Source organism: Rickettsia rhipicephali str. 3-7-female6-CWPP (genome assembly GCF_000284075.1).
In the GTDB taxonomy this organism is placed as follows: Bacteria; Pseudomonadota; Alphaproteobacteria; order Rickettsiales; family Rickettsiaceae; genus Rickettsia; species Rickettsia rickettsii.
Map to the genome: position 1 here is coordinate 1,125,961 of NC_017042.1, position 24,784 is coordinate 1,150,744.

Consider the following 24,784-nt stretch of genomic DNA (forward strand, 5'->3'; position numbering starts at 1 on the left):
ATATATTAGAGATTTTAACATTGAATTACCTATTTCATAAGAATAGCGAGCAATACGCTTGCACCAAAAGCGGAGGCGGGATTCCGCAAAGGGGTGGTCACGTGTCGACTCACATAAATCCGCTACATTAGCTTTACCTTTATCCATTCCTTTATCTTTATAATGTTCCATAACGGATGATAAATTACCTAACTGCTCATCTAGAGAATATCTCCGGATTTACCTTTTAAATTACGTAATCTTGACACTAAGCTTTCAATATCTTTTTTGATACCTTCGACATCTGCTTTAACAGAGTTTGACTTTGATTCTTTCATAATTTACTCCTTTATTAGTTTACATTTTGTTAAGCAAATTATTTTGCCTACAAAACTATACGATACTCCTCTTATAAGAACTTTACAATAGTTTAAACAATAAAAAAACCGAATCTAAACTAAATTCGGCTAAATTTAATGATTTTTTATTTCGTATTACTTCTACTTACTACCGAATGAAGAAATAATTTTATTAATTAATGATTCAATATTAATTGTTGATTGAGTATATTTTATCTCTTCATTAGCCGCTAAATTTTCATCGTCATTACCCGGTACAATTGAAATATATTTACCTCCAAGTAACCCGCTGGTGACTACTTGGGCTTTAGAATCTTTAGGTATTTTAACATCATCATTAATATTTAGATATACACTTGCATAAAAGCTATTTGGATCTAAAGTAATTTTCTTTACACTACCGATTTTTATACCTGAAATCATTACGTCGCTTCCGACTACTATCCCTTCCGCACTTTGGAAATGAGCAGTTACCTGATAGCCTTTTGAGCTAGTTATAGAACTACCCGTTTTGTAGGCAAAAATCAAAAATAGCAAAGCAATAATTAATACTACAAAGCCTATAATTGTTTCAATAATGTTCTGTTGCATTGTTTTTTATATTTTATTAATTAATTACGGTTGCCATCTATTATATTTAAGATTTGATGTTTTAGGCAGCTTTTTAACTATTTTATTATTCTTTTGCCATGGCAAAAGCTGAATATTTTTTGGTATCTCATTTACTAAATGATGTAACCAAGCGTGCCAACTTGGCGGAATTTTTGTAGGTTCATTTACATTTTTATAAATAACAAACCTCCTTGGACGCCCTAAATAATCAATATTACGGCTTTCATAATATTGATTCAAAAACTCATCTTCTCCTACTTTTTTGTGAAAAAAAGTAATAAACAACTTATCTATCCACGACATTTTAAAATTTCTATAGCAGTTTCTCTTCCTTGCACTGCAAGTTTATCGGCAGCAATATTACCGCTATTATTTGCATGACCTTTTACCCATTTCCAAATAATAGTATGTTTACTCAATTCTGCGTATAATTTTTGCCATAAATCGGCATTTTTAACGGGTTCATTGTTGCTTTTACACCAATTATTTTTTATCCAATTATGAATCCAAGCGGTAATTCCTTGTTGCAAATATTTACTATCGGTATAAATCTCAATATTACAAGATTTTTTTAAAATCCTCAAGGCTTCAAGTGCTGCCGTAATTTCCATACGATTATTAGTCGTATCTAACTCATACCCAAATACTTCTTTGCTAGTATCATTAAATTGAAGCAAAGCTCCCCACCCTCCGGGACCTGGATTCCCCGCACATGCACCATCAGTATATATCACTACTTTTGAATCCATAATATGCATTAACTAGGTTTAGAAGAATTACGAAACTTATCTAACATTATAACATTTGGACTTGAAGATGATGAAGTCTGATAACTTTTATTATTACTTATTTCCTCTTCATGTTGAGGATTTTCGTGTATATTTAACGAATGATTAAAAGTTAGACTGTAATTATTATTGGAATCAACAAAGCTAATAAGTGCATCAAAAGGTACGTAAATTATTTCTTTAACACCGTCAAAACTTACCGTTAAAGAAAAGCCCGTATCATTTACTATTAAATTTTCAAACTGATATTGCAGTACTATTGTTATCTGTTTCGGATATGCCTGTTTAACTTTTGAAGGTAAAATTACCGCAGGGTTATCGGTTCTGTACGATATATATATTAACTGATCCCAATATAAATTTTCATGCTGAATTTTTGTTAGAATTTTTTTCACAAATTCTAGCATATATTCATGCACAAATTTTTTATATTCAATATTCATACGAGAAAAATAAATAAAAATAGGTCGACGAAGTTTAATTTGAACAGTTTACGTCATTGCGAGGAAAAACTGTAAGTTTTGACGAAACAATCTTAGGAGTCCTACTTTATGAGATTGCCACATTCTCTACGTACGTTCGCGCGCAATGACAGGATCAACCGTTTTTAGGCAATGCCAATTTTTCAAATTAAAAAAGTATAAGCGAGGGTTTTTCTGTTGCCCGGCACACCCTCCAGCCGCGTAGGGTTAAGCTGCTAAAGCTAAACGACCTACAGAACGATTATTATCGTTTGCGTTTCTTTGTTTTGACCCATATGGCAAAAGCCATCGGCGGAATCATCCCGAGTAAAAGCAATCTTTTTATTAGGCACGTCGATCCTATTTCGCCCCCCAAAAATACTCGATGAACTTCGTATTGTCTACTCTTTAAGAGTTATTATATATTTATTTTCTAAATGACGTAGCTAATAAAGAGGCATTTGAAGGCGACACGGAACGCAGAACCGCAGCGTACACGCAAGTAACGTGAGGATTCGAGTACCGGATCGACGTACAAATTACCTTTAGGAGCAAGTTATTTAGAAAGTTTTGGTGGAGGCGTCGGGTACTGCCCCCGAGTCCGCAACCTCTATTCTAAATTACGTTTATTACTATAGCTATAATTAGCACCAAATATTATGCCTTAATTTGATTAAAATGTAAAGGTCAAATAAGAATTCTAGATTTATATTAAAAATGGACTTATAATAAATGTTTAGAATTCTAAATTAAAAACTTAATTATGCTACCAAATCTTGGAATTATCGCCGGCAGAGGTTCATTACCTTACTTAATAGCAGGTAATTATACAAAGCAAGGCGGTAATTGCTATATAGCGGCAATTAAAGACGAAACTGATATAGATCAAATTAAAGATTTTGAATATAAGATTTTAAAAATCGGTATGGTCGGGGAAGCTATAAAATATTTTAAGGAGCATGAGGTAAAAAATATTATTTTTATCGGTGGAGTTAATAGACCGAATTTTAAAAATTTAGCCGTAGATACAATAGGCGGTTTATTGCTTTTCAAAATAGTTGGGCAAAAAATTCGAGGAGATGATAGTTTGCTAAAAACAGTAGCGGATTTTTTTGAAAGTTACGGTTTCAAGGTAATTTCAAGTAATGAAATATATAAAAATCAACAAGGTAACTCCAATATTATAACCGATACTAACCCTATAAGTTCAAATAAAAATGATATTGAGCTTGGAATAAAATTATTGAATCATCTAAGTTCATTCGACATCGCACAATCGGTTATAGTTGAAAGTGGCTACATACTTGGTATAGAGGCTGCCGAAGGAACGGATAATTTAATAACGAGATGTGCAGCTTTACGTAAAAATCCTCATGGAGGAGTATTAGTAAAAATAGCGAAATTAGGTCAAGATAATAGACTAGATATGCCGACGATCGGTCCTAATACTATAAAGAATCTTGCTAAATATAATTACAAAGGGGTAGCGATTCAAAAAAATAACGTAATTATAGTCGAAGAAGAATTAACTATAAAACTCGCTAATGAACATAAAATTTTTATAACAAAATGTTAGCAATAGGTATTACCGGTAGCTATGCAGCGGGCAAAACTTTTATGTTGGATTATTTAGCAGAAAAAGGATATAAAACTTTTTGTGCCGATAGATGCATAAAAGAATTATATCAAGATGTAGTTTTGCAAACTCAGATTTTAAAATTACTACCTGAAATTGAGTCTTTCAATATTGGAAAAATGAGTAATTTAATTTATAATAACGACCTAGCTAGAAAAAAACTACAAAATTTTATTTACCCCTTACTAATAGATAAACTCATTTTATTTAAAAAAGAAAATGCTAATTCCAAATTTGGCTTTGCCGAAATACCGCTGCTTTATGAAGCTAAATTTGATAAATATTTTGATTTTGTCGTAACAATATACTGCTCTGAAGAAATAAGAATGCAAAGAGCAATAACAAGATCTTCGTTTGATATAGAAATTTATAATAAAATCAAAGAAATTCAACTATCACAAGAGAGCAAAATAGCAAAAGCAGATTTTGCTATAAATAGCGGTGTTGATATGTTAGACTTGGAGAAACAAATAGCGAAGCTAATAAAGGATTTGGAATGTCGAGTTTAAGAGAAATAATTTTAGATACCGAAACTACGGGACTTGACCCACGACAAGGTCATCGCATCGTTGAGATCGGTGCTATTGAGATGGTAAATAAGGTATTAACAGGCAGGAATTTTCATTTTTATATTAATCCTGAGCGAGATATGCCTTTTGAGGCTTATAGAATTCATGGCATATCCGGCGAATTTTTAAAAGACAAGCCTCTATTTCATACAATAGCCGATGATTTTTTAGAGTTTATTTCAGATAGCAAACTGATTATTCATAATGCTCCTTTCGATATTAAATTTCTAAATCATGAATTATCATTATTAAAAAGAACCGAAATTAAACTCTTGGAACTAGCAAATACTATTGATACTTTAGTAATGGCTAGAAGCCTGTTTCCAGGCTCAAAATATAATCTTGATGCATTATGTAAAAGATTTAAAGTTGATAATTCAGGTAGGCAGCTTCACGGAGCTTTGAAAGATGCAGCATTACTTGCAGAAATATATGTAGAGTTAATGGGCGGTAGACAATCCGCTTTTAAAATGGTTGATAAATCTGCCGGAATAAATAATTTAGCAACTAATCAAGTAAATAACCAAACAGAGCAAGCTACTATTGTTATTAAACCTACAAAAGAAGAGCTGCAAAAACATAAAGAGTTTCTCAGTAGGATTTTAAAAACTGCTTAGTAAAACGTCATTGCGAGGAGAGGCAAAGCCTCGACGTGGCAATCTCAGGCATTTTATATTATTTCATGCGATTGCCACGCTCCTTTTAGTCGCTCGCGCTCACAATGACGATTATCAACAATCCCCTTAAATTATCTATGAAAACAAATTTTCTTGTATTTATAACCTTTACAATACTTATCTCTTTAGGCTTTTGGCAGCTTAGTCGTTTAAAAGAAAAGAAATTATTTTTAGCTTCAATGCAAGCTAACCTAACCTCACCTGCAATTAATTTAGCAGAAATTCAAGACGCTTTACCTTATCACAAAGTAAAAATTGCCGGTCAATTTTTGCCTAATAAAGACATATATTTATACGGTAGAAGGTCAATGTCGAGTGAAAAAGACGGATATTATTTAGTTACTCCTTTTAAAACCATAGAAGATAAAGTTATTTTAGTAGCACGAGGTTGGTTCAGTCATCGCAATAAAAATATTATCACGCAGGCTACAAACGACCGGCAGCACGAGATTATCGGTGTTACCATGCCATCAGAAAAAACTCGTATCTACTTACCTGCTAACGATATAAAAAATAATGTGTGGCTAACACTAAATTTAAAAGAAACATCCAAAGTGTTAGGCTTAGATCTTGAGAATTTTTATATTATTGCGGCAGGAAAAGATATTAGCAATCTAGATATTTTATTACCTCTTGCAATAAATCATTTAGCAGCAATCAGAAATGACCATTTAGAATACGCCCTAACTTGGTTTGGACTTGCTATTTCTTTAATCGTAATATATGCAATTTATCGGCGTCGTTATATGGCTGTGGATGTCATCCCGCGAGCTTGTAGCGAGATCCAGAAAAATAATTAAAAAGACTGGACCACGTGGTCAAGCCACGGGGTGACAGTAGAAAATCGATACATAAATGAGTGATTTACAAAGAGAAGCATCCGATCCTAATTACTCCGTTTGGGTATCGGCATCTGCCGGTACCGGTAAAACCAAAATCCTAACTGATCGATTTTTACGTCTGTTAATAACGGGCGTAGAGCCTTCCAATATTTTATGCCTTACTTTTACTAATGCTGCAGCTATAGAGATGCAAGTAAGGATTAATAGCAGACTTAAATATCTTTCTCTTTGCAACGCCGAGAAACTAGAAGAAGCACTTTTCTTAATGAGCGGCAATAAGCCATCACCGCAAGAAACAGAAAACGCAAAAACTTTATATGATAAAATACTAAATAGCAATAAGCTTTTAAATATCTATACAATTCATGCTTTTTGTCAAAAAATCCTTAAAACTGTTCCCTTAGAAGCCGGCATAACACCGGAATTTAAAATCCTTGAAGAAACTAAATTACAAGATATCTTCCTAAATATCAGAAACGAAATTTACTTAAGCGATGAACATAATGACTTAATTAAAATTTTACTTAACCGATTTCATGAAATAACTCTGCAAGATATTTTTACCGAGATAATCGAGCAGAAAATTAAATTCAGAAAGTTATTTATAAATAAGCAAATTCCCAAAGAAATATCTAATAAAAGATTAGCGTTAAGGGAATTAAATAATATTTACGATAAGGTAAAAAACTTATTTGCCGAGTATGATTTGGAGATAGCACCGAAAGAAATTTTTTTTACCAAAGACGGAAAAAAACGACAAAGCCTTTTATCGAAAGAATTAATAAGGAAATATCCTAAATTATTACTCGAGCTAGAAAAAATTACCTCTGAAATTTACCGATTAGATGAGCTGCGTCGCATAGAAGAGCTAGAATATCATACAAACTTACTTACTAAACTTGCGCATATTATTTTAAAAAAATACGATTCATATAAGGAAGAAAATAATTTACTCGATTACGACGATTTAATTTACTACACCGAGAAATTACTAAATAATAAAACTACTCATGAGTGGTTGCTGCATAAGCTTGAAAGCGAGATAAATCATATTCTTGTCGATGAAGCACAAGACACAAGCCCCCCGCAGTGGAATATTATTACTACTTTAATAACAGAGTTTAATGCTGTAGAGAGGCCAAATAATAGTGTTTTCATAGTCGGCGATGATAAACAATCGATCTTCAGTTTTCAAGGGGCTGATCTTCATAATTTCAACTTAGTAAATGAGCGACTAAAAGCAAATCTTACAAATGCTAATAAGAAATTCAAAAATATCACCCTTAAATATTCTTATAGATCATGTGCAGAGATTGTACAATTTACTTATAATGTTTTAAAAAATATAAAATCCAATTACCCGAGTTTATTCCTTGCGAATAATCCTTTAATATCCTCATTTTGTACATATCAAGGCTCTGTAACGGTTTGGCCATTAGTGACGAGTAAAAAACAAGAAGAGCTTTTTTGGGCACTACCTGAAGATTATGAAAATTCTAAATCTGCTGCCGATTTACTCATAGAAAAAATCGTAAATTTTATCAAAGAACAAATAGAAAGCGAAGCAATTTTACCGTCTACTACAAACAAAATATCTGAAAAAGATTTCATGATATTAGTAAGAAAGAGAGATGAATTTAGTAATAATCTGATCAAAGAACTTAGCAAAGCTAAGCTTAAAGTTGAGGTAAGCGACAGAATGAACCTTAAGGAAAATCTAACTATAATGGATTTAATTTCATTAGCTAAATTTGTTTTACTACCTGATGATGATTTAAATCTTGCCGGTTTACTAAAATCACCGATTATTGGAATAAGCGAGCAGCAATTATACGAACTTCTTGTAAATAAAAGTGAGAATAGCTTATGGGATATACTCTCTTCACATGAGGAGATATATAATAAGTTAGATTCTCTAATTGAAATTTATAAAATATCGATTGTTGAGAACTTCTTTGATTTAGTGGTGCATAATCTAAATTTACGAGAGATTTACGATGATAATAGTGATGACTTTATGATAAATGAGCTATTAACATTAAGCAAAAACTATGCAAATGATATAGATAATTCACTGCAAGGATTCGTTGCTTGGTTTGAGAATAACGATATCTATATTAAACGTGATATGGAGCATTCAGACAAAATAAGAGTAATGACCGTCCACGGCTCTAAAGGGCTTGAAACTCCTATTGTTATATTATGCGATTCTACTACTTTACCGATAAACAGCAATAAATTTATTTGGGATGATAAAGGAGAAATGTTTTTCTCTGCTAATGCTGCCGATACTCCTGAGTTTTTGCAAGAGCTGAAAGAAGCTGAAAAATTAAAAGATTTGCAAGAATATATAAGACTACTCTACGTTGCAATGACAAGAGCTAAAGACAAGCTGATTATATGCGGTTTTAGTAATAAATCTACCACTCCTGAAAATTGCTGGTATGAAATAGCCAGACAAACTTGCGATAAATTTCTCAATTAGTAGCGGCTATATTAAATATAATATACTATTATACTATTAAGACGCACATATATTTAAATAGCGTCTTATGTTAAAAATTTTAGAAAGTTTCTTTGAAAATAAAGCAAGAATTAAAATAGAAAGGTTTAAACAATTACCATCCCTGCATTATGCTTATGAAAAAGGTAATAAGGAATAATACTTAAATTTTTTTCTTTTAAGGCTTGTTTATACTTTGTTATTTTAGAAATAACAACTAAAACAAGAAAAATAAAAATACTTATTAACAGAGGATATAAGATATTTAACTGATCAAACATCATTAATTCCACAGAATTTAGTTAGATACTACATAATAGTAGTAACATTTATTTAAATTTCAACTTAAATATTTTTTATTTCAATTTAACTCCTATATCTTAAATTTAAATCATTTATATTTAGATTGTCATAAGAAAATTAATAAGATTTTTATTGAAACCGCTACTTCTAAAATAGATAGCATAATAATTTATGCATTATGATAATAATCATGCCCTAATAAATCAGATTTAAGCATACCACAATTATATTCATATGAATCTAAATAAGCTTGTAATTCATGAACATTTTGTTCTATTTTTTCATAATTATATTTACATGAGTTTTGGAATTTTTCAACTAATTTACCTTTATTAACAACTTTTTTATAAGCATCTTCTTTAAAACACCCATCTTTTTGTTCTTCACTACGAAAGTAATCCTTAAATTCACTATGTTTTTTTCGGTAAATTAGAGATAAATTCTGCAAATTTTTCTAATTGAATATTGGTAATTAGAGTAAATACCAAACCTATATTTTCGTTATATTGGTTAACTCTTGAAATTTCATGCTCTATTGTATCTTTTTGTTCAATTTCAATAACATTATTAGATAAAATAACTAAATCTTTTTTATTAACCTCTTGCTTTTCAGATTCCTTTAGTTTTATATTCAGTATTTCCTCTTCTAATGCCTCTTTACTAAATAATTTTTTAAATGCAGCAAGCCACAGACCAACAGCTGTACTTTCTAACTTTTTAAAATATTCTTTTAACTTCATAACTAATTTCCTTGTTTATATTTTCTTAGTTTAATTTATAGTTAGTTGGAAGTAATCAAATTAATAGAGCTAAGAAAAATTAATACTTTTGTAAAAATTATATATAACGTAACAATTGAAAAACAGTTTTAAAATGCTTAAAATAATTTGACTATTTTAGAAAATTTTAATAAAATCTATTAATAAACTCAATCGATAATACAAAATATGAAAACAGCTTTTATCTTCCCCGGTCAAGGATTGCAATTGATCGGTATGGGAAAAGATTTTTATGATAATTTTAAACCCGCCAAAGAAACTTTTCAAATCGTTGATGAAGTACTAAACCGAAAACTCACTGATATAATTTTTAATGGACCTTCTGAAGAACTTACCTTAACCACTAACGCACAACCGGCATTAATGGTCGTATCTATGGCAATAATAAATATTATCAAAGCTGAAACCGGTAAAAGTTTGGATAGTCTTTGTGATTATGCTGCCGGTCATTCGCTAGGTGAATATAGTGCTTTATGTAGTACCGAAAGTATTAACCTTGAGACAGCAGCAAAACTACTTCATATACGTAGTACATCTATGCAGGAGGCATGTCCTGAAGGTGAGGGAAGCATGGCGGCTTGTATCAATATTCCGCTTCAAAAACTTGAAGAAATATTAGCAGAGATCAACAAAATAAATTTATGCCAAATTGCCAACGATAACATCGAAGGACAAATAGTTATTAGCGGTAAGACCACAGCTATAGATCATGCTATTAGTATAATTAAAGATTTAGGTTATAAAGCGATAAAACTGAAAGTCAGTGCTCCATTTCATTGTAGCTTAATGAAGCCGGCAGAAGAAAAAATGCGAGTAGCTCTTGATAAAGCTGTAATTAATAAGCCTCTGATACCGATAATCCAAAATTATACCGCAAAACCTACTCTAGATCCTACAGAAATCAAACAAAATTTAATTCTTCAGATATGCGGACGAGTTAGATGGCGTGAAACTTTAGAACTATTTAACAAATTAGAAATCACTCACATAGTAGAAATAGGGGCAGGAAGCGTACTAACAAATATGCTTCGGAAAATTAATTATCCATATAAGTTAAGTAATATAAGTAATTTAGAAGAACTACAGAATTGTTTAGATAACGTTAGTAAATAACTGTCTCTAATAACTTCTGATTCATAAAGTTTTTAAATTAACTTAATATACTTAATATTATTATATGCAAATTAGTTTTAGTTTTTTTTAAGCAATTGCTAGAATTATTAACTAGTGATTGGCAGAGCTATTTAGACAAGGTAATAGAGGATTTTAAAAATTTAACCTTAACAGATACTAATGATACATTTTTAAAAGAAGAATGTTATAAAAAAAATTGCTCTTATCCAAAAAGACATTAAAGAAGGTGAATATCCATGGTATGTTGCTCCTTTTAATAAAATAGATCATGCAAGTTTATTACTTACCAATCATATATTAGAGCTTGATTATCTAAATCAAAATACGGTAAAAGCAGTAAAAAATATGCTGCGAAATAACTTCAAAGATATATATAATCTGGAAATTTATATTATTGCTAATTATGAAGAACCTATAATTAAAAACTATACAATAATAGATAAAATAGCCAAAGGTAAAGTTATTACCTTTGAAGATTTAAATATTAAATATGTAGATCACACAGATGAAGAGTTAAAATATATAAGTGATATAGTAATGATATTAGAAAACTAGACAGCGAGTTAGTAGCAGATATTCAAATATCATCAAATTTATTTATCAATTTTATTTTGTAGATTTTCTTATTACTCAGTGTACAATCATTTTTATGGCTGCACATTGTGAAGAATTACAAAATTTTCATCAAAATTTAGATAACCTCAATTTTTTAGTACCGTTACAAAAATATATTCCCGAATGCCAACCAAAAGACTATACGAGTTTTGTTAATCTTGAAGCAATAACTTGGAATAGGTTTTTAGTTAAATATCAGAAATTATTTGAGAACATTCAAAAATATTATTTAGCATCTGTAGTGATAGTGAGAATTTTGTAAAATTGTTAATTTCAGACTCTTATCATCTTAGCTTCAACAAACGAATCGAAATTATAGAGTACTTAATAGATAAATATAAAAGTGATACTAAATCTATTTATTATATAACCCAACAACTTTTTGATATTTGTGATGATAACACGAATATTAAAACTATCGAAGCCAAGGCTAAACAGTTTTACAAATATATTGAATATTTCCGTAGTTGGGATGATTTACCTAGTTATTGGTATATGGACTTTAAAGGGCTACCCGGATGTGATAAGGAAGCTTTGATTATGGGCAATTCCGTAAAGCCGGAAAATGATTATATTTAGTTAGAAAAATTATAAAATAATTCTAGAAATTTTGCTTATTAGATGATATAAAGTAACGCCATAACGGAGAGATGGCCGAGTGGCCGAAGGCGGCGGTTTGCTAAACCGTTATACGGGTCATACCGTATCGAGGGTTCGAATCCCTCTCTCTCCGCCAGTCTGGACAGTTAGCCAATTCTTGTAGTTTATCGAACGGAAAAGCCAAGGAGTAATCAAGATTTCTGCCTTTCAAATTTAGGTTCGCAAATACAAATTATCGCCTTATTTCCTTTATTTGACAAGGATTTTAGCTCTTAATACAAACCTACTAATATTGTTCTGTTACTTATACGCTATTTTCTACAAATTTCACCAATTTTAGCCATTTTTTTTTCTAAAAATATGTACGCTATACAAAAAACGCGGGGCTATTCCTCGTAAAATAAGGGATTGGAGGGCTTTTTGTAAAAATTTTTTTTAATAGAATTAATTGTTTATACCAAAATTTTTCAGTTTTTGTGTATAAAAATTTCACCTATTACCGGAATTGAGTGAGGACTTAAATAAAGCTCAAGGGTTGGGTCGAAAATATAAAGGTTTAAAAATTCCAACGTTTCTTCTTTATTACTACAGTCTTGTGCTACCATTATTACACATGGTACATCCTAATTTTACTTTATCATTTGCTACTAAATCTTTTAATTGTGTTACTTCTTCTAGGTAGCCAATTTTATATCATTTGTGTTGCGAAAACCATTCTATTACCTCATTAAATATATTATTTACACCTTGCGACACTGTCCTTCTTATATCATTTATATCTATCATTAGTACGCCAAGAAACATAAGGTAAACTACTATCGTATTTGTGACACAAACCCCAACACCAACCTTGTACTCCTTCTGTATTTCCAGGAGTTGTAATATAGCTTGCATTTGCAAAAGCTACTCCACATTATTAAATATATATTATATGCATTTATATCCTCCTTATTAAGACCATACTCCCTTTTGAGAGTATAATCTATAATGACTCCAGTCCAATTAGATTTACATGTAAAATGTCTTGTCATACCTTACCTTTTGAAATGTTATTAAAAACTTTAACTATTTTAGATTATATAATGTCATATTCTTCACCCATTAATTTAATTAAGTCTGGATAAGTTTTTTCATATTGATCTATAAGCTCAATTGTTTCTATTTTATCATGAGATGATAATTTAACTTTATCACTTTCTACTAACTCTCTTAATTCTTTTATTTCTTGTATGGTAACGTAATGAACACTAACCTCTTCGCCATCTTTTGCTGCATACCATTGATTTTGAGCATCGCATGAAAGGGCATTTCATATATTAATATTTATGGGTTCTAAATAAATATTAATATATTAAATATCTAGTTTTACGAAGAAATTTCTTGTTAATAGGAATTGTGGAGTTTCGGTGATAGGTACGTATGATAATCCAAAAGATTCATTATTAAATATACAGAATGGCTCTGTTTTCTTTTGAAAACTACTGTTAGGAACAAAACCAAAAATATTGTACAGTGTTGATTTATATATTCATATCATTTATAAATAATTTTTGTTCTTTCATTTTTTACTTCTTACAATAGTTAAATTCTATTTATTCAAAATAGCCTAACTATTTCAGCTTTTGATTACAACATAAATTATAAAAATCTGCTAAATCATAAGTAGGAAAAGCTATAATAAACTATATAAATATAAGGTTTATCTCCTGTAACCTTAGGTTTAATGGAATTTATATATGAGTAGCAATTATACACCAAAAAATTATGGTTTATTCGGAAAGTACATAAGTAAGATATCAAAAACCATAATTACTAAATATAGAAAATAATATAAGCAATACTAAAAGTAGTAATTAATATACAAAGATATTTAGACCCAACGAATGATAGTTTGTTTAAAAAAATCTTTCGTGATTTAGAGAGATTAAAGGAATGTATATCAATGCAGTTCTTGAACTTCAGGAGGGTTTTAGAATTAAAGAAATAGAGTTTAATAAGGATATCATTATGTTCATACTAAACATTTTTAAAACAAACTGGCACAAAAGATTATCCGAAAGTACAACAAGTGACCTTAGTAATAAAAATATAACTGATGAACCAGCAAAAGATTTAGCTGCAGCACTTAAAGCTAATAGATCTTTAACGTCGCTTTATCTTCCTTGGAACAACATAGGCGAGACAACATTTAAAATAATTAATGAATCTCTGTACAGAAATAAAACTATAACCGAAAAACAGCAGAAAAGAAATATGAAGCACAGCAAAAGCAAGAACTAGAAACATGACAAGTAGAGGAAGAAAAAAGAAAACTGTTGGAAGAACAAGAAAAACAACAGCAAAACCTAAAGCTTGATGAGCTAAAATATAATCAACTAATTTTAGTAATAAAAGAAAGTCAGGAAGAAGAAGCAGAAAATTTAGTTAAAGAGCTAAACGGTGACACGCTTAACAAGATAGACGATAACGGCGATACGGCTTTAACTTATGCTGCTAGTAAAAGCTTAAGTAAAGTATGCATGCAACTAATCCCTCTAATGAGCGCTCCGGCTATTAATACTATTACCAAAACTTATGGTACTATAGCCTTAACTTGTGCTGCATGGAAAGGCTGAGGCGAGGTATGCATGTGGCCAATTTCAAGAATGCTGGATCAAGCTATTAATCATATAACTCATGGAGGTGATACTACCTTAACTTTAGCTGTATGGAACGGTTTAGAAAGGGTTTGTGAGTTATTAATACCTAGAACGACTCAAGCTATTCATCATGTTAATAATAATAAAGGTGCAACAGTATTAAATTTAGTTATAAAAAATAATTTTAAAAATATATATGACTTATTAACTTTAAGAGTAAAGGAGCTAAATAATCAATTCAATAAAACAAATATATATAAAAACGAGGACGAAAAACTTATTATTGCAGAGAAAGCAAATATTTACCAAATAATAGGCAAGATAATTTTTAACTTACAAAATAGTACTAATATTGATGAAGCAGACAAGCCTATAATAGAGAATAACTTATATAGAATACTTAATAAGGTTCAGAAGCTAACAGATAAAAACGACATAATAAATATAACTCAAAGTATAACAGAGCTTATAGGAAACGAAATTACCGAGGGGACAGTTGTAGATTTAGAAGATGAAGTTAATGAAATGGCAGAAAAACAAACTCAAAAAAGTTAAATATATTCAACGAAACAGTAAAAAAATAATTACGAAATTAGAAACTGCTAACATTAAAGATAGTGCAGTGATACAAACACAAATAAACGAAATATCAAGTAAAGTACAAACTTTAGAAAACAATGTTAGTATAGAGCAAATAACAAACTGGATGGGAAAACTTTTAGACGGCAACATTACTAAAGGAACAGTTATAGATTTAAGAAAGATACTTCAAGAAATAAACGAATCCACTAGTGTAATTACATTTATAGCAAAGGAAATAATTTATTACAAACCGCTTTTCAATAATCCAGAATTGCTACAAGTTGCCACTACATTACTAAGCCCTAATTTTAATCTACGAAGCAATTAATAATAATGGAGCTTATTTTAGCCGGACTAATGAGCATGGGGTATGATGTAGCAAAATATATTTAAACTAAATATTTGGAGCTGGTACTAATGCATAAAAAAAAGGCCTAAGTGTAGCCTGAATCAAGGCTAATCTAAACTGGTTAAGGGTTCGCATAACGTACCCCCCGCCAGTCTAGACAGTTAGCCAATTCTTGTAGTGCTATCTAAGTATAATATTTATCACCAAGCATATTATAGATTTCCGGCATATATTTATGTTTCAGCCAAATCTCAAGGCTACCGATAATATAAAGGTTATTTTTAGGTCTGCTAATACCGACGTTTAAGACGTTTGGCTTTTTCGTCATTATATTTCTTGCACCTTGATCAAGAGGATGCTGAGCTCCTAGTAGTATTATTATCGTTTTCTTTGCCTTGAAATGCATGAATAGTGCCGATATTTTTATATCCAAATGCTTGAATTGTTTTCTCATATCTTGAATCGTCATATATTTCATTCAATTTTCTACGAATAGATTCACTGTAATCTTTATACATTGTAATAATGTAAATTTGTTTGAGCAAATCATCCCCATTTTTCTCTTTTAATACTTGTTTTAATAACTCTAGTAATTTTTGCAATTCGGCTTCCGATTCATATTTATAACGTTGAACCTTATTATCTTTTATATCTATCCATTTTGAAGTACCTAAAATCGTTCTAATATCAGAGTTACAGTCAGAGGTAGCAAAAATCATTTTGTCACCGTAAGCTATTTTGTTACATATTTTAAACATCGGATTTTGGCATCTTCTATGCACTAATAAAGGGAAACCAACCGTAACATCATCTATTTTTGTTTGATATAAAGAATTACGGTCAGCTAGGTTTTGCAAGGAAACTTCCGAAGGTGACTACTCCAGGATATGAAACCTTAAAATGTTCACATAATTTGTTCATTAAATCTTGCTTTAATATAGAAATAGGATCTGTTTGCGGCGGATCACCGACTACTACGACTTTTTTTGATTTGTAAATAGCACTAGCTGCGTATTGTGGCGATATCTGCCCTGCTTCATCAATAAATAACCAAGGAATTTCATTATGTTCGGATGTTGCCAACATTTTATCGAATGAGTGAAAAGTTGTAGACACAACAGGTATGACCATAAAGAAATTTTGCCAAGCAATTTCGTTTATCTTAGGGTCACCCGATGAATGCACTACCATATCAAAGAAATATTGCAGGCTATGCCAAAAATTATCAGCATTAGCATTTATAAATATCTCATGTAATCTTACAGCACTTATGAATAATTTTGATCTTAATTTTTCAAACTTTTTATCAAAGTAAGGAGTGACTTTATTGAAATCTTCAAAATTTTCTTGCCAATTTTTCCAAAATAAATCTTCTTCAAAATCCTTAATATTGAAATATTTATCTTTTAAACTTACGATAGCCAAGCTTATATCGTCGTTAAGCTGTTTTATTTCTTCTACAGAAGCTTCAATTTTCTTAATTTCAGCTTTAATATTCTTAATATCAGTTTTTATCCGGTCAATTTCTTCTGAAGATTTATTTTTTAGCTTAATTAAATCCCGTTTTTGCTCATAGCAAGAATTGTATTTTGCGGTTTTAAAAAATGCATGAATTTTTTCAAAAAAAACCAAATTTAATAATTTTATTTCACAATCAATTTCAAGTATTTTAGAGCTTTTATAATCAAGCTCTAATTCTAACTCATTTTGCTCTTCTTTTTTTTCTGCATATATTATCGCTCCTAAATCCTCTTCCTTAATTAACTCTCTTTTCTTTTTATTAAGTTCAATAACTAATGCAATATTTTCATAAACTTCATGAATTTCACTGTATAAATTGTTAAAATCAACACACGCTTCTTTCCATTCATTATTAATTTCATCTATAGAATTACAATATTCAGGTTTAAAATGTGCAGGGGCTTTATCTTTACATTTATTATTAACTAGCGGATTAAGATATTGCAGCATTGTATGTTTTTCATCATTCTTATCATCGTTTTCTTCTTCATCTTTATATTTCCAAAACTTATTTGAAAATCTCTTTTTATTTCCATGCTTACCGAGCACCGCAGCAAATATACCCCAATCTTTCTCTTTTTCCTCTTCCAATAAAAGTTGTTTAAAATAACTTAAATCTTTATGATATATAGCTAACGATATTTCTTTAGATATATTTTCAACGGCATTGTTATTAGATGATGCAACAACCATACCGTAAGTTTGTAATTCCGGTTTTAAAGAATTAACATGATAATCAAAATTTGTTGTATGTACGGAAGATTTTTTATTTTGAAACCCATCCTTAGGATCTTCTAAAGTTGCTAAATATGAAGCACGATCTACATAGATATTTGCTATAAGATCAAAAGTATAGTGGTTTTACCTGTACCAGGCGAACCATTAACAGCAAAAAGCTTTCCTGAAAAGAGGGTAATACCAAATTAATCGCAGCAGCTTGCAGTGCCGCAAGAGAGTGCCTCGGCGATGAACACCAACGCATCGGTTACATCATAAATGGAGATAACAGTTCTTGTAGACTTTCTTGATGCTTTAAAACATCTATGGAATCCGGCTTATCTTCTTTACCGAGATATTTGGCAATTTCTGATTCCGAGTCAAATTTTTCTATATTACTTCGTACAAAATCTAATGGCCTTAGACAAAAACTATTAAACATTTCTAAAGAAGGAGTGGCAAAATTATAAATTACCGGTTTATCTTTTTGCTTTTTATGCGAGGTAACTCTTCTTACACATATTTCAGAGCGGCTAAATAAATATTTTTTGTCAATTTCTAACTTCTGCACTACAAGATCAATCATAAGATTAATCATTTTTAAATCTAGAGTTTTAACTCAAGAATCTTGCTTTTTATCCTTAAAATATATTCTCTCGCTTTCTGAAAATACTTCCTCTATTAGGCTGTTATTATTATCTACAAAATTTGGTAAATCTTTTAATTCTTTTTCTTGGAACTCATCTCTCATGATTCTACCGAGAGCATAAGCAACAGTAGAGATAACCATCGATCCTTCAATATATTGACCGTTTTCATCTATAGTTAAACCAGCAATAGGTGTTTGTCGGTTGCTCTTGCTTATCTTGATGGTTATTATAATCATTTAAGAACTCTTGATCTAATTTAGTTATATTTTGGATTTTCTTTAAAAGATCAAAGCTTCCTACCATTTTAAATAACCGAGATAAATATGCCAATGAACTGCTACTTCGTTTTTCTCAAGATCAATACCGAGTGTTGTTTTATCCAGTTTTTCAAACGGAGCATCTTTTAAGAAAAAAAGCGTTTCTTTCTTATCCAGTTTGCAACTAAAACTGCCTTTTTTACGGTATGTTCTCTAATAATTTCAAAATATCTATTTAAATTTTCGTTTTTATTAGGAGTTAGTACTTCAATAATCTTCCATACATCGAGGATAGATTTGATTTATTCATCAGATTGATTGTACATAAAAAGAAGTTTACACTTAAAATAGAAATATCCTAAGTATGAAACTAGAAGAAGTAAACAACTTTTTCATGTTACTATTTATAGCATATAAAGATGTGTATAATTAACACAATTATCACCAAATTATTAATGATTTTAATAAAATTTTAGTATTTTCTATAAATTCATTTAATATATTTCCTTAACCCAAATAGGATATAATAAATGCAAAATAATAAGGAAATTATTAAATATATAGTGTCTAGCATTTGGTCTTCTTGGAATCCTATAAACTGGTCACCAAGCATGCAATTAGCTACCTTAAGTTATATATTGTCTTGTTTAATTGATGGGAATGATGCATATCCAATTGAAGATGCACAAATAATAAATAATGACCAGGAATGGCTTAAAAGCAATCAAACTTATACCTTTTTTATAATACCCAATTTCCATCTTCTCGTTATATGGAACTTGCAAAAGAGATACCTATATATGCCTAAAAAGATTAAAAATATTTCATCAATTTGATGATGAGAATTATGTACCCAATGAAGCATTAGCCTCTCATAAACTCATAAATAACTTTTCTAATTTATTGAAGCATTTTCAACTAACTCCTCTTATAGATTCTACTGATTTCAATCCTAACTATTTTATGGTATGGAGTTGGGCAAAAAATTTAGGGCATATTCCTAAATATTTTGGTCAAAAGCTAAAGCGTGTTTGTAATAATATAGAAGAAGCAGAAAATTATTGGGAGAGTTATGAACCGGAGGCATTCTCTAATTTTGCTACCTTTCATGAGTTTATAAATACAATAACACATTGTAATGATGCATTATTAGGTTGTAGAGATATTAGATCAGATATATATTACAATGAACTATAGTTAATTCAGATGAATACAACTTTCTTCTTTAGCAAATAAAGCAATTAATGCCTATATAGTCAAATGTACATTTAAACCGCTTCAACGCACATAGCCATACCCATACCGCCACCGATACATAAAGTAACTAAGCCTTTTTTAGCTTTAGCTCTTCGTAAGCCGTGTAATCAGAGTAATAAGTACACGTCCGCCGCTTACTCCGATCGGATGACCGATTGCTATTGCTCCACCGTTAACATTAACCTTCTCCATATCCCATTTCATTTCACGGTTTACATAAATACTTTGAGCGGCAAACACCTCATGAACCTCGATAACTTCCAAATCATTAGCGCTCCAACCTGCTTTACTTAAAGCTTTTTTGGATGCAGGAACAGGGGCAGTACCCATATAATACTGGGACAACACCGGCTGAAGCATAAGAAACAATAGCGTTAAATTATGCTTTTTCAAAGCTTCCTCGGAAACTACCATAAGACATGCTGCACCGTCATTAATAGAGGAAGCATTACCCGCCGTAACTACACCGTTTTTATCAAAAGCAGGACGTAATTTACTCAAAATTTCAAGGCTGGTATCAGGTCTTACTGTTTCATCATGATCAAACAAACTAGTAGTTTTTTTAATCGTTACTTCGATAGGTAAGATTTCATCTTTAAAAACTCCTGCTAGCTGTGCTTTAGCTGCTTTCTTGTGAGAGCTTAAGGCAAACTCGTCCTGCTGTTGTCTGCTAATATTAAACTGTTTCGAGATATTTTCGGCAGTAATACCCATAAATACTCCTGAAAATACATCAGTTAATCCGTCATACTGCATTAGATCAACCATTTTAATATCGCCGAATTTAGCTCCTGCTCTGATATAGCTACCGTGCATACCGAGCGACATATTCTCCTGCCCACCTGCTATAACTATTTCATTATCACCCATCATAATTGAATTTGCTGCAAGTGCTACGCTTTTAATACCTGAGCCGCATATTTTATTAATCGTATAGCCCGGCACTTCTTTCCCGCATAAATCAGAGTTTGCCTCGCCAGATTCTGCCCGCTACCACCGGTTATTACCTACCCAAGAATTACCTCACCTACTAAAGCTGGATCGATTTTGCTGTTGTGCAGTATATCCTTTATTAAATGAGCAGCAAGCATAGGTGCAGCTGTTGTACTAAGGCTACCCATAAACGAGCCGAAAGCAGTCCTTTTCACATAAGTTATATAAACCGGTTTTGACATAATGTGTACTCCTTAAATAATTTATCTAGTTTATCATTTATTAAATAACTAATATGTCCGCCTGCTACATCTATAAGCTTAGAGTTTTTTAATAATTTTTGCAAAGGTAAAATGGAAGATTTAGGTACTATTTGATCATCTTCTGCTGCTACTATATATACAGGACAATGAATTAAACTCGGATTAATAATAAAATTATCGATTGTCCATTTAAGATGTATAAACATATTTTCATCTAATATATTTTGTATAATTTGATTATAAACCTCCTTAGATATACTATTACCTGACATAAGCCAATTCTCTATTCTAAATGCTAATTCTTGCTCCGTATCGGAAGTTATAGAGAAAAATTTTTTTAATTTAGCATTGAAATAATCAGGGAATAAAAGAAAAAATAAAATTTGAATATGAATTTTAGGAATTATCGGTAAATTTTCTATGCCACTATCTAGTTTTAAATATCGATGCAACATTCTTATATAGAAAAAATGAGAAAAATCCCACGAGCAGGTAAGTAAAGTCAGAGTTTTGATAAATTTAGGCATAAGTACGTTTGTAGCTATCGCAAGGTTACCGCCGATACAATGACCTATTAAATTAATGTCTTTAATTTTCAAATTATCTATTACTTCGATTATTTTATGCACATAGTCGTCTAGTAAATATTGAGGTTCCTCAATCTCTAGCCAATCTATTAAATAAACTTCACCGTAGCTTCTCAAATTTTCAATAAAACTTTTGTCACGAGCTAAAAAAAATATTTCCGGTGAGTTGAAGATAGAGGGGATGATCAGGAAAGTTTTGATGTCATCCTGACTTCTTTCTATGTCATTCCTGACTTCCCCTTTGTCATCCTCACAAAAGCGGGAATCCATTTTTAATTTATTTTTACTGGAACCCGTGGACAAACCACGGGATGACACCGAGTAATACACAATACCCTATAATGCTCTGTTTGCATTACTATTTTACCTGATTTTAAATATTTATTACCTAAATTAGGTGTCGTTGTATAATCTATTATAAAGGTCAAAAATATCCCTGTAGTTTATTACTATCTAGCATTGAGAGTATCTAATCTTATATTAGTAATTCTTGACAAAAGGCTAAATATATTGTATAAGTTCAGCACCTTCAGAATGTAATAACAATATATAGGCTCTAAAGTTTTAGGGGAAATATCTTTTCATAAAATCTTGAAGTGCTTAAGTTTTTTTTTTGTCCTTAGGGATTTATAATGCTAAGTACCTCATCACGATCGTTTAAAAACAAATTCAGAGCGGCATTTTGGCCTGTGCATAATTACGAACTCGGAAAGTTTATTCCGATGAGTACCTTAATGTTTTGTATTTTATTTAATCAAAATGTTTTACGAATCTTAAAAGATAGTATTTTAATCTCCGAGATTAGTGCAGAAATAGCAGGTTTTGCTAAAGTTTATTGCGTTATGCCTGCCGCTGCTTTATTCGTGATTATTTATGCTAAAATGATTAATTATCTTACTTTTGAAAAGATCTTTTATTATTTAAGTGCATTTTTTATCAGCTTTTTTGTTTTATTCACTTTTGTAATCTATCCTAATATTCATATTTTTCATGTACATCCCGAGAATCTAGCTAACTGGATGGAACGTTATCCTCATTTTAAGTGGTATATCTCATTAGTAGGTAATTGGGGTTATATAGTATATTATAGTCTTGCCGAGCTTTGGCCTAATATTTTTTACGTATTATTATTTTGGCAGTTTGCTAATGAACTTACTACTACCGAAGAAGCAAAAAGATTTTATACTCTCTTTTCACTATTCGGCAACTCTTCTTTAATATTAGTCGGCTTTTTAATGATGAATCTATCATCGGAAGATACTATTATTAAGAAGTTTATGAGTATTTCGGATAGTAAAATCACTTTAGTTCAAGTATCCACGACAATTGTGGCAATTGTTGCTATTATTTGTTGTTTGTTAGTTAGATTTATTAGCAAGAACGTTTTTACTAATCCACTATTTTATGCTAAAGCAAAAAGCGGTAGATCAACTTCAGAACGTATGGGGCTAATTAAAAGCTTTAAATATATTGCGAAATCAAAATATTTATGGCTACTTTTAATTTGTTCGGCAGCTTTCGGATTTGCTATTAACTTAGTCGAAGCCGTATGGAAAGCAAAAATTAAGGAATTATATCCGACTGTAAATACCTATGCTGAATTTAACAGTCTGTATATACTTTGGACAGGCGTGGCAATAATGGTTATGACCATCATCGGTAATAACGTTATGCGTATGCACAACTGGTTTGTAGCAGCAGTTATTTCACCGGTTATAATAATGGTGACCGGCATTTTGTTCTTTGTACTTATCGTATTTGACCAACAAATTTTATCATTATTTGATGGAGCAATTTTAATGTCACCTCTTGCTCTTGCCGTTTCGATCGGTGGTATTCAAAATATTTTAGCTAAAGGTACTAAATATTCTATATGGGATACTTCAAGAGAAATGTTATATATCCCTCTTGATGAGGAGCTTAAAACTAAAGGCAAAGCTGCGGTTGACGTGATAAGTGCAAAAGTCGGCAAATCCTCTAGCGGTCTTGTACAATCTATTATTTTTACTTTAGTTCCAACCGCTACTTTTACCTCAATCTCACCAATTCTAATGGTGGTATTTATTTTTGTATGCTTAGCGTGGATTTATGCAGTAAGAAAAATATATTTTGAATATCAAAAAATAGCATAAAATAAATTATTGTCATCCCGCGACTTGATCACGGGATCTAAGGATACAGTCTGCAACACAAGATACCGTGGTCAAGCCACGGTATGACACCGAACGCGTTTTTTGATCCACGCGGGCAATGCCCTTTTTAGCTAGGAACCTTACAGCATAAAACTTAAGATATTTTCAACATCTTTTAAGATAGGATCAAATTCGTCTTTACTTTGAGAAGAAGGCGGTTTAAATGAAGTTAGGGTAACTTTTTCACTCTTTATAAATTATGAGGCTGAGGCTGATCCTTAAGTTTAATAGTAACAACTTCGCCTGCTAGAGAGTTCGTATGTCTGTTCTCATTAATTGAATCTAGATGCGTAATTTCTAGGTTTTTTAGAGTATTATCTTCCTTGTTCTTACTACGGAATGAAAAAATTCTAGATGATGGCATTTGATTTACATTTTATTTAAAAAACGCCATTATAGGGCAATAATTTATATTTAACAAGCAGGATGGTTAATTGTCATAAACTTTTCTATCATTCTAGTAACGGAACGTTCTAGCTCAATATCTAATTTTGAATAATCAGAAAAGTTAAACCATTTAAGTTCATTCGATTCGTTATTTTTTATAAAATTATCATTATTTACTGTTTTTAGTAAAAATCGTACATCATAGTGATAATGAGCAGGCTCCTTATGAGTTTGCGGAATATAATGGGTGTCTATATCAAAAATCTCCTTATTTATAGTTTTGATTTCATTAATTCCGGATTCTTCTATAGCTTCTTTAACCGCTACATTTAATATATTACTATCTCCATCACAATGACCGCCTGGTTGAAGCCACTTATCAAGCTTTTTATGGTGCATCAATAAAAATTTAGTTTTATCATTATTAAGTAAAAAAGTCGAAGCAGTGAAATGTCCTATTTGTAAATCTCCGCTAAAAGGGTTTTCATATTCATTTAAAAATTCAAGCATTTTTGTTTTTGTAACAATTTCTTCAGGATATGTACTACTGTAATTTTGTAGTTTAATATGTAATTCATTCATAATGATAATTT

Annotated in this window: 30 protein-coding genes, 1 tRNA gene, 1 other RNA gene and 3 pseudogenes; 16 read left to right on the forward strand and 19 right to left on the reverse strand. The window is 30.9% G+C overall.

Features of this window, described 5'->3' with window-relative positions; translation table 11 throughout:
- Positions 1–29: 29 nt before the first annotated feature.
- From MCC_RS11270 to ssrA, 6 genes and pseudogenes are all read right to left on the reverse strand, one after another.
- A pseudogene (locus MCC_RS11270) lies at positions 30–317 on the reverse strand (hypothetical protein).
- 162 nt (positions 318–479) lie between these two features.
- Entirely contained in the window at positions 480–929 is a 450-nt protein-coding gene (mlaD, locus tag MCC_RS06175; protein WP_012153108.1) for an outer membrane lipid asymmetry maintenance protein MlaD, read from the reverse strand.
- Between the two features lie 24 nt (positions 930–953).
- On the reverse strand, positions 954–1,253 hold the full coding sequence (locus tag MCC_RS06180) for an NADH-ubiquinone oxidoreductase subunit NDUFA12 family protein (RefSeq protein ID WP_014365468.1): 300 nt from the start codon (positions 1,251–1,253) through the stop codon (positions 954–956).
- Positions 1,241–1,708, reverse strand: coding sequence for a ribonuclease HI (rnhA, locus tag MCC_RS06185; RefSeq protein WP_004997577.1), 468 nt, complete (start codon positions 1,706–1,708; stop codon positions 1,241–1,243). The genes MCC_RS06180 and rnhA overlap by 13 nt, the downstream gene beginning before the upstream one ends.
- A complete protein-coding gene (locus MCC_RS06190; RefSeq protein WP_014408992.1) occupies positions 1,708–2,181 on the reverse strand; it encodes an SspB family protein in 474 nt (157 codons plus the stop codon). The genes rnhA and MCC_RS06190 overlap by 1 nt, the downstream gene beginning before the upstream one ends.
- A 200-nt stretch (positions 2,182–2,381) precedes the next feature.
- Positions 2,382–2,888: a transfer-messenger RNA gene (ssrA, locus tag MCC_RS08535) on the reverse strand.
- A 74-nt stretch (positions 2,889–2,962) separates the two neighbouring features.
- On the opposite strand from ssrA, the gene MCC_RS06195 reads away from it, so the two are divergent.
- From MCC_RS06195 to MCC_RS06215, 5 genes are all read left to right on the forward strand, one after another.
- Positions 2,963–3,775, forward strand: a complete 813-nt coding sequence (locus tag MCC_RS06195) for an LpxI family protein (protein WP_014408993.1) — start codon at positions 2,963–2,965, stop codon at positions 3,773–3,775.
- A complete protein-coding gene (gene coaE / locus MCC_RS06200; protein WP_014408994.1) occupies positions 3,769–4,344 on the forward strand; it encodes a dephospho-CoA kinase in 576 nt (191 codons plus the stop codon). Before MCC_RS06195 ends, coaE begins: the two co-directional genes overlap by 7 nt.
- Positions 4,332–5,021, forward strand: a complete 690-nt coding sequence (gene dnaQ / locus MCC_RS06205) for a DNA polymerase III subunit epsilon (protein ID WP_014408995.1) — start codon at positions 4,332–4,334, stop codon at positions 5,019–5,021. Before coaE ends, dnaQ begins: the two co-directional genes overlap by 13 nt.
- Positions 5,022–5,158: 137 nt before the next feature.
- Positions 5,159–5,881, forward strand: a complete 723-nt coding sequence (locus MCC_RS06210; RefSeq protein ID WP_014408996.1) for an SURF1 family protein — start codon at positions 5,159–5,161, stop codon at positions 5,879–5,881.
- 55 nt (positions 5,882–5,936) lie between these two features.
- A complete protein-coding gene (locus tag MCC_RS06215) occupies positions 5,937–8,408 on the forward strand; it encodes a UvrD-helicase domain-containing protein (RefSeq protein WP_014408997.1) in 2,472 nt (823 codons plus the stop codon).
- A 490-nt stretch (positions 8,409–8,898) separates the two neighbouring features.
- Here MCC_RS06215 and MCC_RS06220 read toward each other — a convergent pair whose 3' ends face one another.
- Together MCC_RS06220 and MCC_RS06225 are read right to left on the reverse strand one after the other, a co-directional pair.
- Positions 8,899–9,177, reverse strand: coding sequence for a hypothetical protein (locus MCC_RS06220; RefSeq protein WP_041405451.1), 279 nt, complete (start codon positions 9,175–9,177; stop codon positions 8,899–8,901).
- Positions 9,140–9,469 carry a hypothetical protein gene (locus MCC_RS06225; RefSeq protein WP_041405452.1) on the reverse strand — a complete coding sequence of 110 codons (330 nt, stop codon included), beginning with the start codon at positions 9,467–9,469 and terminating at the stop codon, positions 9,140–9,142. Before MCC_RS06225 ends, MCC_RS06220 begins: the two co-directional genes overlap by 38 nt.
- Positions 9,470–9,676: 207 nt before the next feature.
- On the opposite strand from MCC_RS06225, the gene fabD reads away from it, so the two are divergent.
- The 9 genes from fabD to MCC_RS07275 all read left to right on the forward strand — a co-directional run bounded on the left by fabD (position 9,677) and on the right by MCC_RS07275 (position 15,406).
- Positions 9,677–10,621, forward strand: coding sequence for an ACP S-malonyltransferase (gene fabD / locus MCC_RS06230; RefSeq protein ID WP_014408999.1), 945 nt, complete (start codon positions 9,677–9,679; stop codon positions 10,619–10,621).
- A 366-nt stretch (positions 10,622–10,987) separates the two neighbouring features.
- Positions 10,988–11,197, forward strand: a complete 210-nt coding sequence (locus MCC_RS06240) for a hypothetical protein (RefSeq protein WP_014409000.1) — start codon at positions 10,988–10,990, stop codon at positions 11,195–11,197.
- Positions 11,198–11,291: 94 nt separating this feature from the next.
- Positions 11,292–11,519 (forward strand): hypothetical protein, encoded by a 228-nt coding sequence (locus MCC_RS06245; protein ID WP_014365457.1) that lies wholly within the window; start codon positions 11,292–11,294, stop codon positions 11,517–11,519.
- Between the two features lie 2 nt (positions 11,520–11,521).
- Positions 11,522–11,836: a hypothetical protein gene (locus tag MCC_RS06250; RefSeq protein ID WP_014409001.1), complete on the forward strand. Its 315-nt coding sequence runs from the start codon at positions 11,522–11,524 to the stop codon at positions 11,834–11,836.
- Between the two features lie 65 nt (positions 11,837–11,901).
- Positions 11,902–11,993: transfer RNA gene (locus MCC_RS06255), tRNA-Ser, on the forward strand.
- A gap of 1,796 nt (positions 11,994–13,789) precedes the next feature.
- Positions 13,790–14,137, forward strand: a complete 348-nt coding sequence (locus tag MCC_RS06270) for a hypothetical protein (RefSeq protein WP_014409004.1) — start codon at positions 13,790–13,792, stop codon at positions 14,135–14,137.
- 35 nt (positions 14,138–14,172) lie between these two features.
- A complete protein-coding gene (locus tag MCC_RS09680; RefSeq protein WP_014409005.1) occupies positions 14,173–14,472 on the forward strand; it encodes an ankyrin repeat domain-containing protein in 300 nt (99 codons plus the stop codon).
- A 30-nt stretch (positions 14,473–14,502) separates the two neighbouring features.
- Positions 14,503–15,051 carry a hypothetical protein gene (locus tag MCC_RS09685; RefSeq protein ID WP_196792953.1) on the forward strand — a complete coding sequence of 183 codons (549 nt, stop codon included), beginning with the start codon at positions 14,503–14,505 and terminating at the stop codon, positions 15,049–15,051.
- The gene (locus MCC_RS07275; protein ID WP_014409007.1) at positions 15,017–15,406 is read left to right on the forward strand and encodes a hypothetical protein; all 390 of its coding nucleotides are present in this window, start codon (positions 15,017–15,019) and stop codon (positions 15,404–15,406) included. The genes MCC_RS09685 and MCC_RS07275 overlap by 35 nt, the downstream gene beginning before the upstream one ends.
- A 205-nt stretch (positions 15,407–15,611) precedes the next feature.
- On the opposite strand, the gene MCC_RS10685 is transcribed toward MCC_RS07275, so the two are convergent.
- The 5 genes and pseudogenes from MCC_RS10685 to MCC_RS09195 form a co-directional block, all read right to left on the reverse strand.
- Positions 15,612–15,755: a hypothetical protein gene (locus MCC_RS10685; RefSeq protein WP_231288687.1), complete on the reverse strand. Its 144-nt coding sequence runs from the start codon at positions 15,753–15,755 to the stop codon at positions 15,612–15,614.
- Between the two features lie 19 nt (positions 15,756–15,774).
- Positions 15,775–16,284: an AAA domain-containing protein gene (locus MCC_RS09170; protein ID WP_231288688.1), complete on the reverse strand. Its 510-nt coding sequence runs from the start codon at positions 16,282–16,284 to the stop codon at positions 15,775–15,777.
- Positions 16,285–16,765: 481 nt separating this feature from the next.
- Positions 16,766–17,059, reverse strand: a pseudogene (locus tag MCC_RS11275) (hypothetical protein); the annotation flags it as partial.
- 874 nt (positions 17,060–17,933) lie between these two features.
- Positions 17,934–18,263 (reverse strand): hypothetical protein, encoded by a 330-nt coding sequence (locus MCC_RS09190; protein ID WP_231288690.1) that lies wholly within the window; start codon positions 18,261–18,263, stop codon positions 17,934–17,936.
- Positions 18,264–18,284: 21 nt separating this feature from the next.
- Entirely contained in the window at positions 18,285–18,551 is a 267-nt protein-coding gene (locus MCC_RS09195; RefSeq protein WP_014409008.1) for a hypothetical protein, read from the reverse strand.
- A gap of 924 nt (positions 18,552–19,475) precedes the next feature.
- Here MCC_RS09195 and MCC_RS06320 point away from each other — a divergent pair.
- Complete coding sequence (locus tag MCC_RS06320; RefSeq protein WP_231288691.1) at positions 19,476–19,769, forward strand: hypothetical protein; 294 nt, start codon at positions 19,476–19,478, stop codon at positions 19,767–19,769.
- A gap of 71 nt (positions 19,770–19,840) precedes the next feature.
- On the opposite strand, the pseudogene MCC_RS11555 reads toward MCC_RS06320, so the two are convergent.
- The 4 genes and pseudogenes from MCC_RS11555 to MCC_RS06330 form a co-directional block, all read right to left on the reverse strand.
- Positions 19,841–19,888 (reverse strand): annotated as a pseudogene (locus tag MCC_RS11555) (hypothetical protein); the annotation flags it as partial.
- 25 nt (positions 19,889–19,913) lie between these two features.
- Positions 19,914–20,774 (reverse strand): acetyl-CoA C-acyltransferase, encoded by an 861-nt coding sequence (locus MCC_RS06325; RefSeq protein ID WP_269208676.1) that lies wholly within the window; start codon positions 20,772–20,774, stop codon positions 19,914–19,916.
- Positions 20,775–20,836: 62 nt separating this feature from the next.
- Positions 20,837–21,004 carry a thiolase family protein gene (locus tag MCC_RS10965; protein ID WP_269208677.1) on the reverse strand — a complete coding sequence of 56 codons (168 nt, stop codon included), beginning with the start codon at positions 21,002–21,004 and terminating at the stop codon, positions 20,837–20,839.
- On the reverse strand, positions 20,983–21,882 hold the full coding sequence (locus MCC_RS06330; protein ID WP_014409010.1) for an alpha/beta fold hydrolase: 900 nt from the start codon (positions 21,880–21,882) through the stop codon (positions 20,983–20,985). Before MCC_RS06330 ends, MCC_RS10965 begins: the two co-directional genes overlap by 22 nt.
- Before the next feature lie 362 nt (positions 21,883–22,244).
- Between MCC_RS06330 and tlc5 the strand changes: the two genes are divergently transcribed.
- The gene (tlc5, locus tag MCC_RS06335) at positions 22,245–23,744 is read left to right on the forward strand and encodes a GTP/GDP exchange transporter Tlc5 (RefSeq protein ID WP_014409011.1); all 1,500 of its coding nucleotides are present in this window, start codon (positions 22,245–22,247) and stop codon (positions 23,742–23,744) included.
- 250 nt (positions 23,745–23,994) lie between these two features.
- On the opposite strand, the gene MCC_RS10695 is transcribed toward tlc5, so the two are convergent.
- Complete coding sequence (locus MCC_RS10695; protein ID WP_231288693.1) at positions 23,995–24,168, reverse strand: hypothetical protein; 174 nt, start codon at positions 24,166–24,168, stop codon at positions 23,995–23,997.
- Positions 24,169–24,218: 50 nt separating this feature from the next.
- Complete coding sequence (locus MCC_RS06345; protein ID WP_269208685.1) at positions 24,219–24,650, reverse strand: NUDIX hydrolase; 432 nt, start codon at positions 24,648–24,650, stop codon at positions 24,219–24,221.
- Positions 24,651–24,784 lie beyond the last annotated feature (134 nt).

Excerpts from the sequence above, each read along its gene's own strand:
- tlc5 (WP_014409011.1), top strand. The coding sequence starts at position 22,245 with ATGCTAAGTACCTCATCACGATCGTTTAAAAACAAATTCAGAGCGGCA.
- MCC_RS06270 (WP_014409004.1), top strand. The coding sequence starts at position 13,790 with ATGTATATCAATGCAGTTCTTGAACTTCAGGAGGGTTTTAGAATTAAA.
- MCC_RS06210 (WP_014408996.1), top strand. The coding sequence starts at position 5,159 with ATGAAAACAAATTTTCTTGTATTTATAACCTTTACAATACTTATCTCT.
- MCC_RS06180 (WP_014365468.1), bottom strand. The coding sequence starts at position 1,253 with ATGTCGTGGATAGATAAGTTGTTTATTACTTTTTTTCACAAAAAAGTA.
- MCC_RS06225 (WP_041405452.1), bottom strand. The coding sequence starts at position 9,469 with ATGAAGTTAAAAGAATATTTTAAAAAGTTAGAAAGTACAGCTGTTGGT.
- mlaD (WP_012153108.1), bottom strand. The coding sequence starts at position 929 with ATGCAACAGAACATTATTGAAACAATTATAGGCTTTGTAGTATTAATT.
- MCC_RS09685 (WP_196792953.1), top strand. The coding sequence starts at position 14,503 with ATGCTGGATCAAGCTATTAATCATATAACTCATGGAGGTGATACTACC.
- MCC_RS06330 (WP_014409010.1), bottom strand. The coding sequence starts at position 21,882 with ATGGATTCCCGCTTTTGTGAGGATGACAAAGGGGAAGTCAGGAATGAC.
- MCC_RS09190 (WP_231288690.1), bottom strand. The coding sequence starts at position 18,263 with ATGATTAATCTTATGATTGATCTTGTAGTGCAGAAGTTAGAAATTGAC.
- coaE (WP_014408994.1), top strand. The coding sequence starts at position 3,769 with ATGTTAGCAATAGGTATTACCGGTAGCTATGCAGCGGGCAAAACTTTT.
- MCC_RS10965 (WP_269208677.1), bottom strand. The coding sequence starts at position 21,004 with ATGTCAAAACCGGTTTATATAACTTATGTGAAAAGGACTGCTTTCGGC.
- MCC_RS06195 (WP_014408993.1), top strand. The coding sequence starts at position 2,963 with ATGCTACCAAATCTTGGAATTATCGCCGGCAGAGGTTCATTACCTTAC.
- MCC_RS07275 (WP_014409007.1), top strand. The coding sequence starts at position 15,017 with ATGAAATGGCAGAAAAACAAACTCAAAAAAGTTAAATATATTCAACGA.
- dnaQ (WP_014408995.1), top strand. The coding sequence starts at position 4,332 with ATGTCGAGTTTAAGAGAAATAATTTTAGATACCGAAACTACGGGACTT.
- MCC_RS10695 (WP_231288693.1), bottom strand. The coding sequence starts at position 24,168 with ATGCCATCATCTAGAATTTTTTCATTCCGTAGTAAGAACAAGGAAGAT.
- MCC_RS10685 (WP_231288687.1), bottom strand. The coding sequence starts at position 15,755 with ATGACGAAAAAGCCAAACGTCTTAAACGTCGGTATTAGCAGACCTAAA.
- rnhA (WP_004997577.1), bottom strand. The coding sequence starts at position 1,708 with ATGCATATTATGGATTCAAAAGTAGTGATATATACTGATGGTGCATGT.
- MCC_RS06240 (WP_014409000.1), top strand. The coding sequence starts at position 10,988 with ATGCTGCGAAATAACTTCAAAGATATATATAATCTGGAAATTTATATT.
- MCC_RS06215 (WP_014408997.1), top strand. The coding sequence starts at position 5,937 with ATGAGTGATTTACAAAGAGAAGCATCCGATCCTAATTACTCCGTTTGG.
- MCC_RS06190 (WP_014408992.1), bottom strand. The coding sequence starts at position 2,181 with ATGAATATTGAATATAAAAAATTTGTGCATGAATATATGCTAGAATTT.
- MCC_RS06245 (WP_014365457.1), top strand. The coding sequence starts at position 11,292 with ATGGCTGCACATTGTGAAGAATTACAAAATTTTCATCAAAATTTAGAT.
- fabD (WP_014408999.1), top strand. The coding sequence starts at position 9,677 with ATGAAAACAGCTTTTATCTTCCCCGGTCAAGGATTGCAATTGATCGGT.
- MCC_RS09195 (WP_014409008.1), bottom strand. The coding sequence starts at position 18,551 with ATGATTATAATAACCATCAAGATAAGCAAGAGCAACCGACAAACACCT.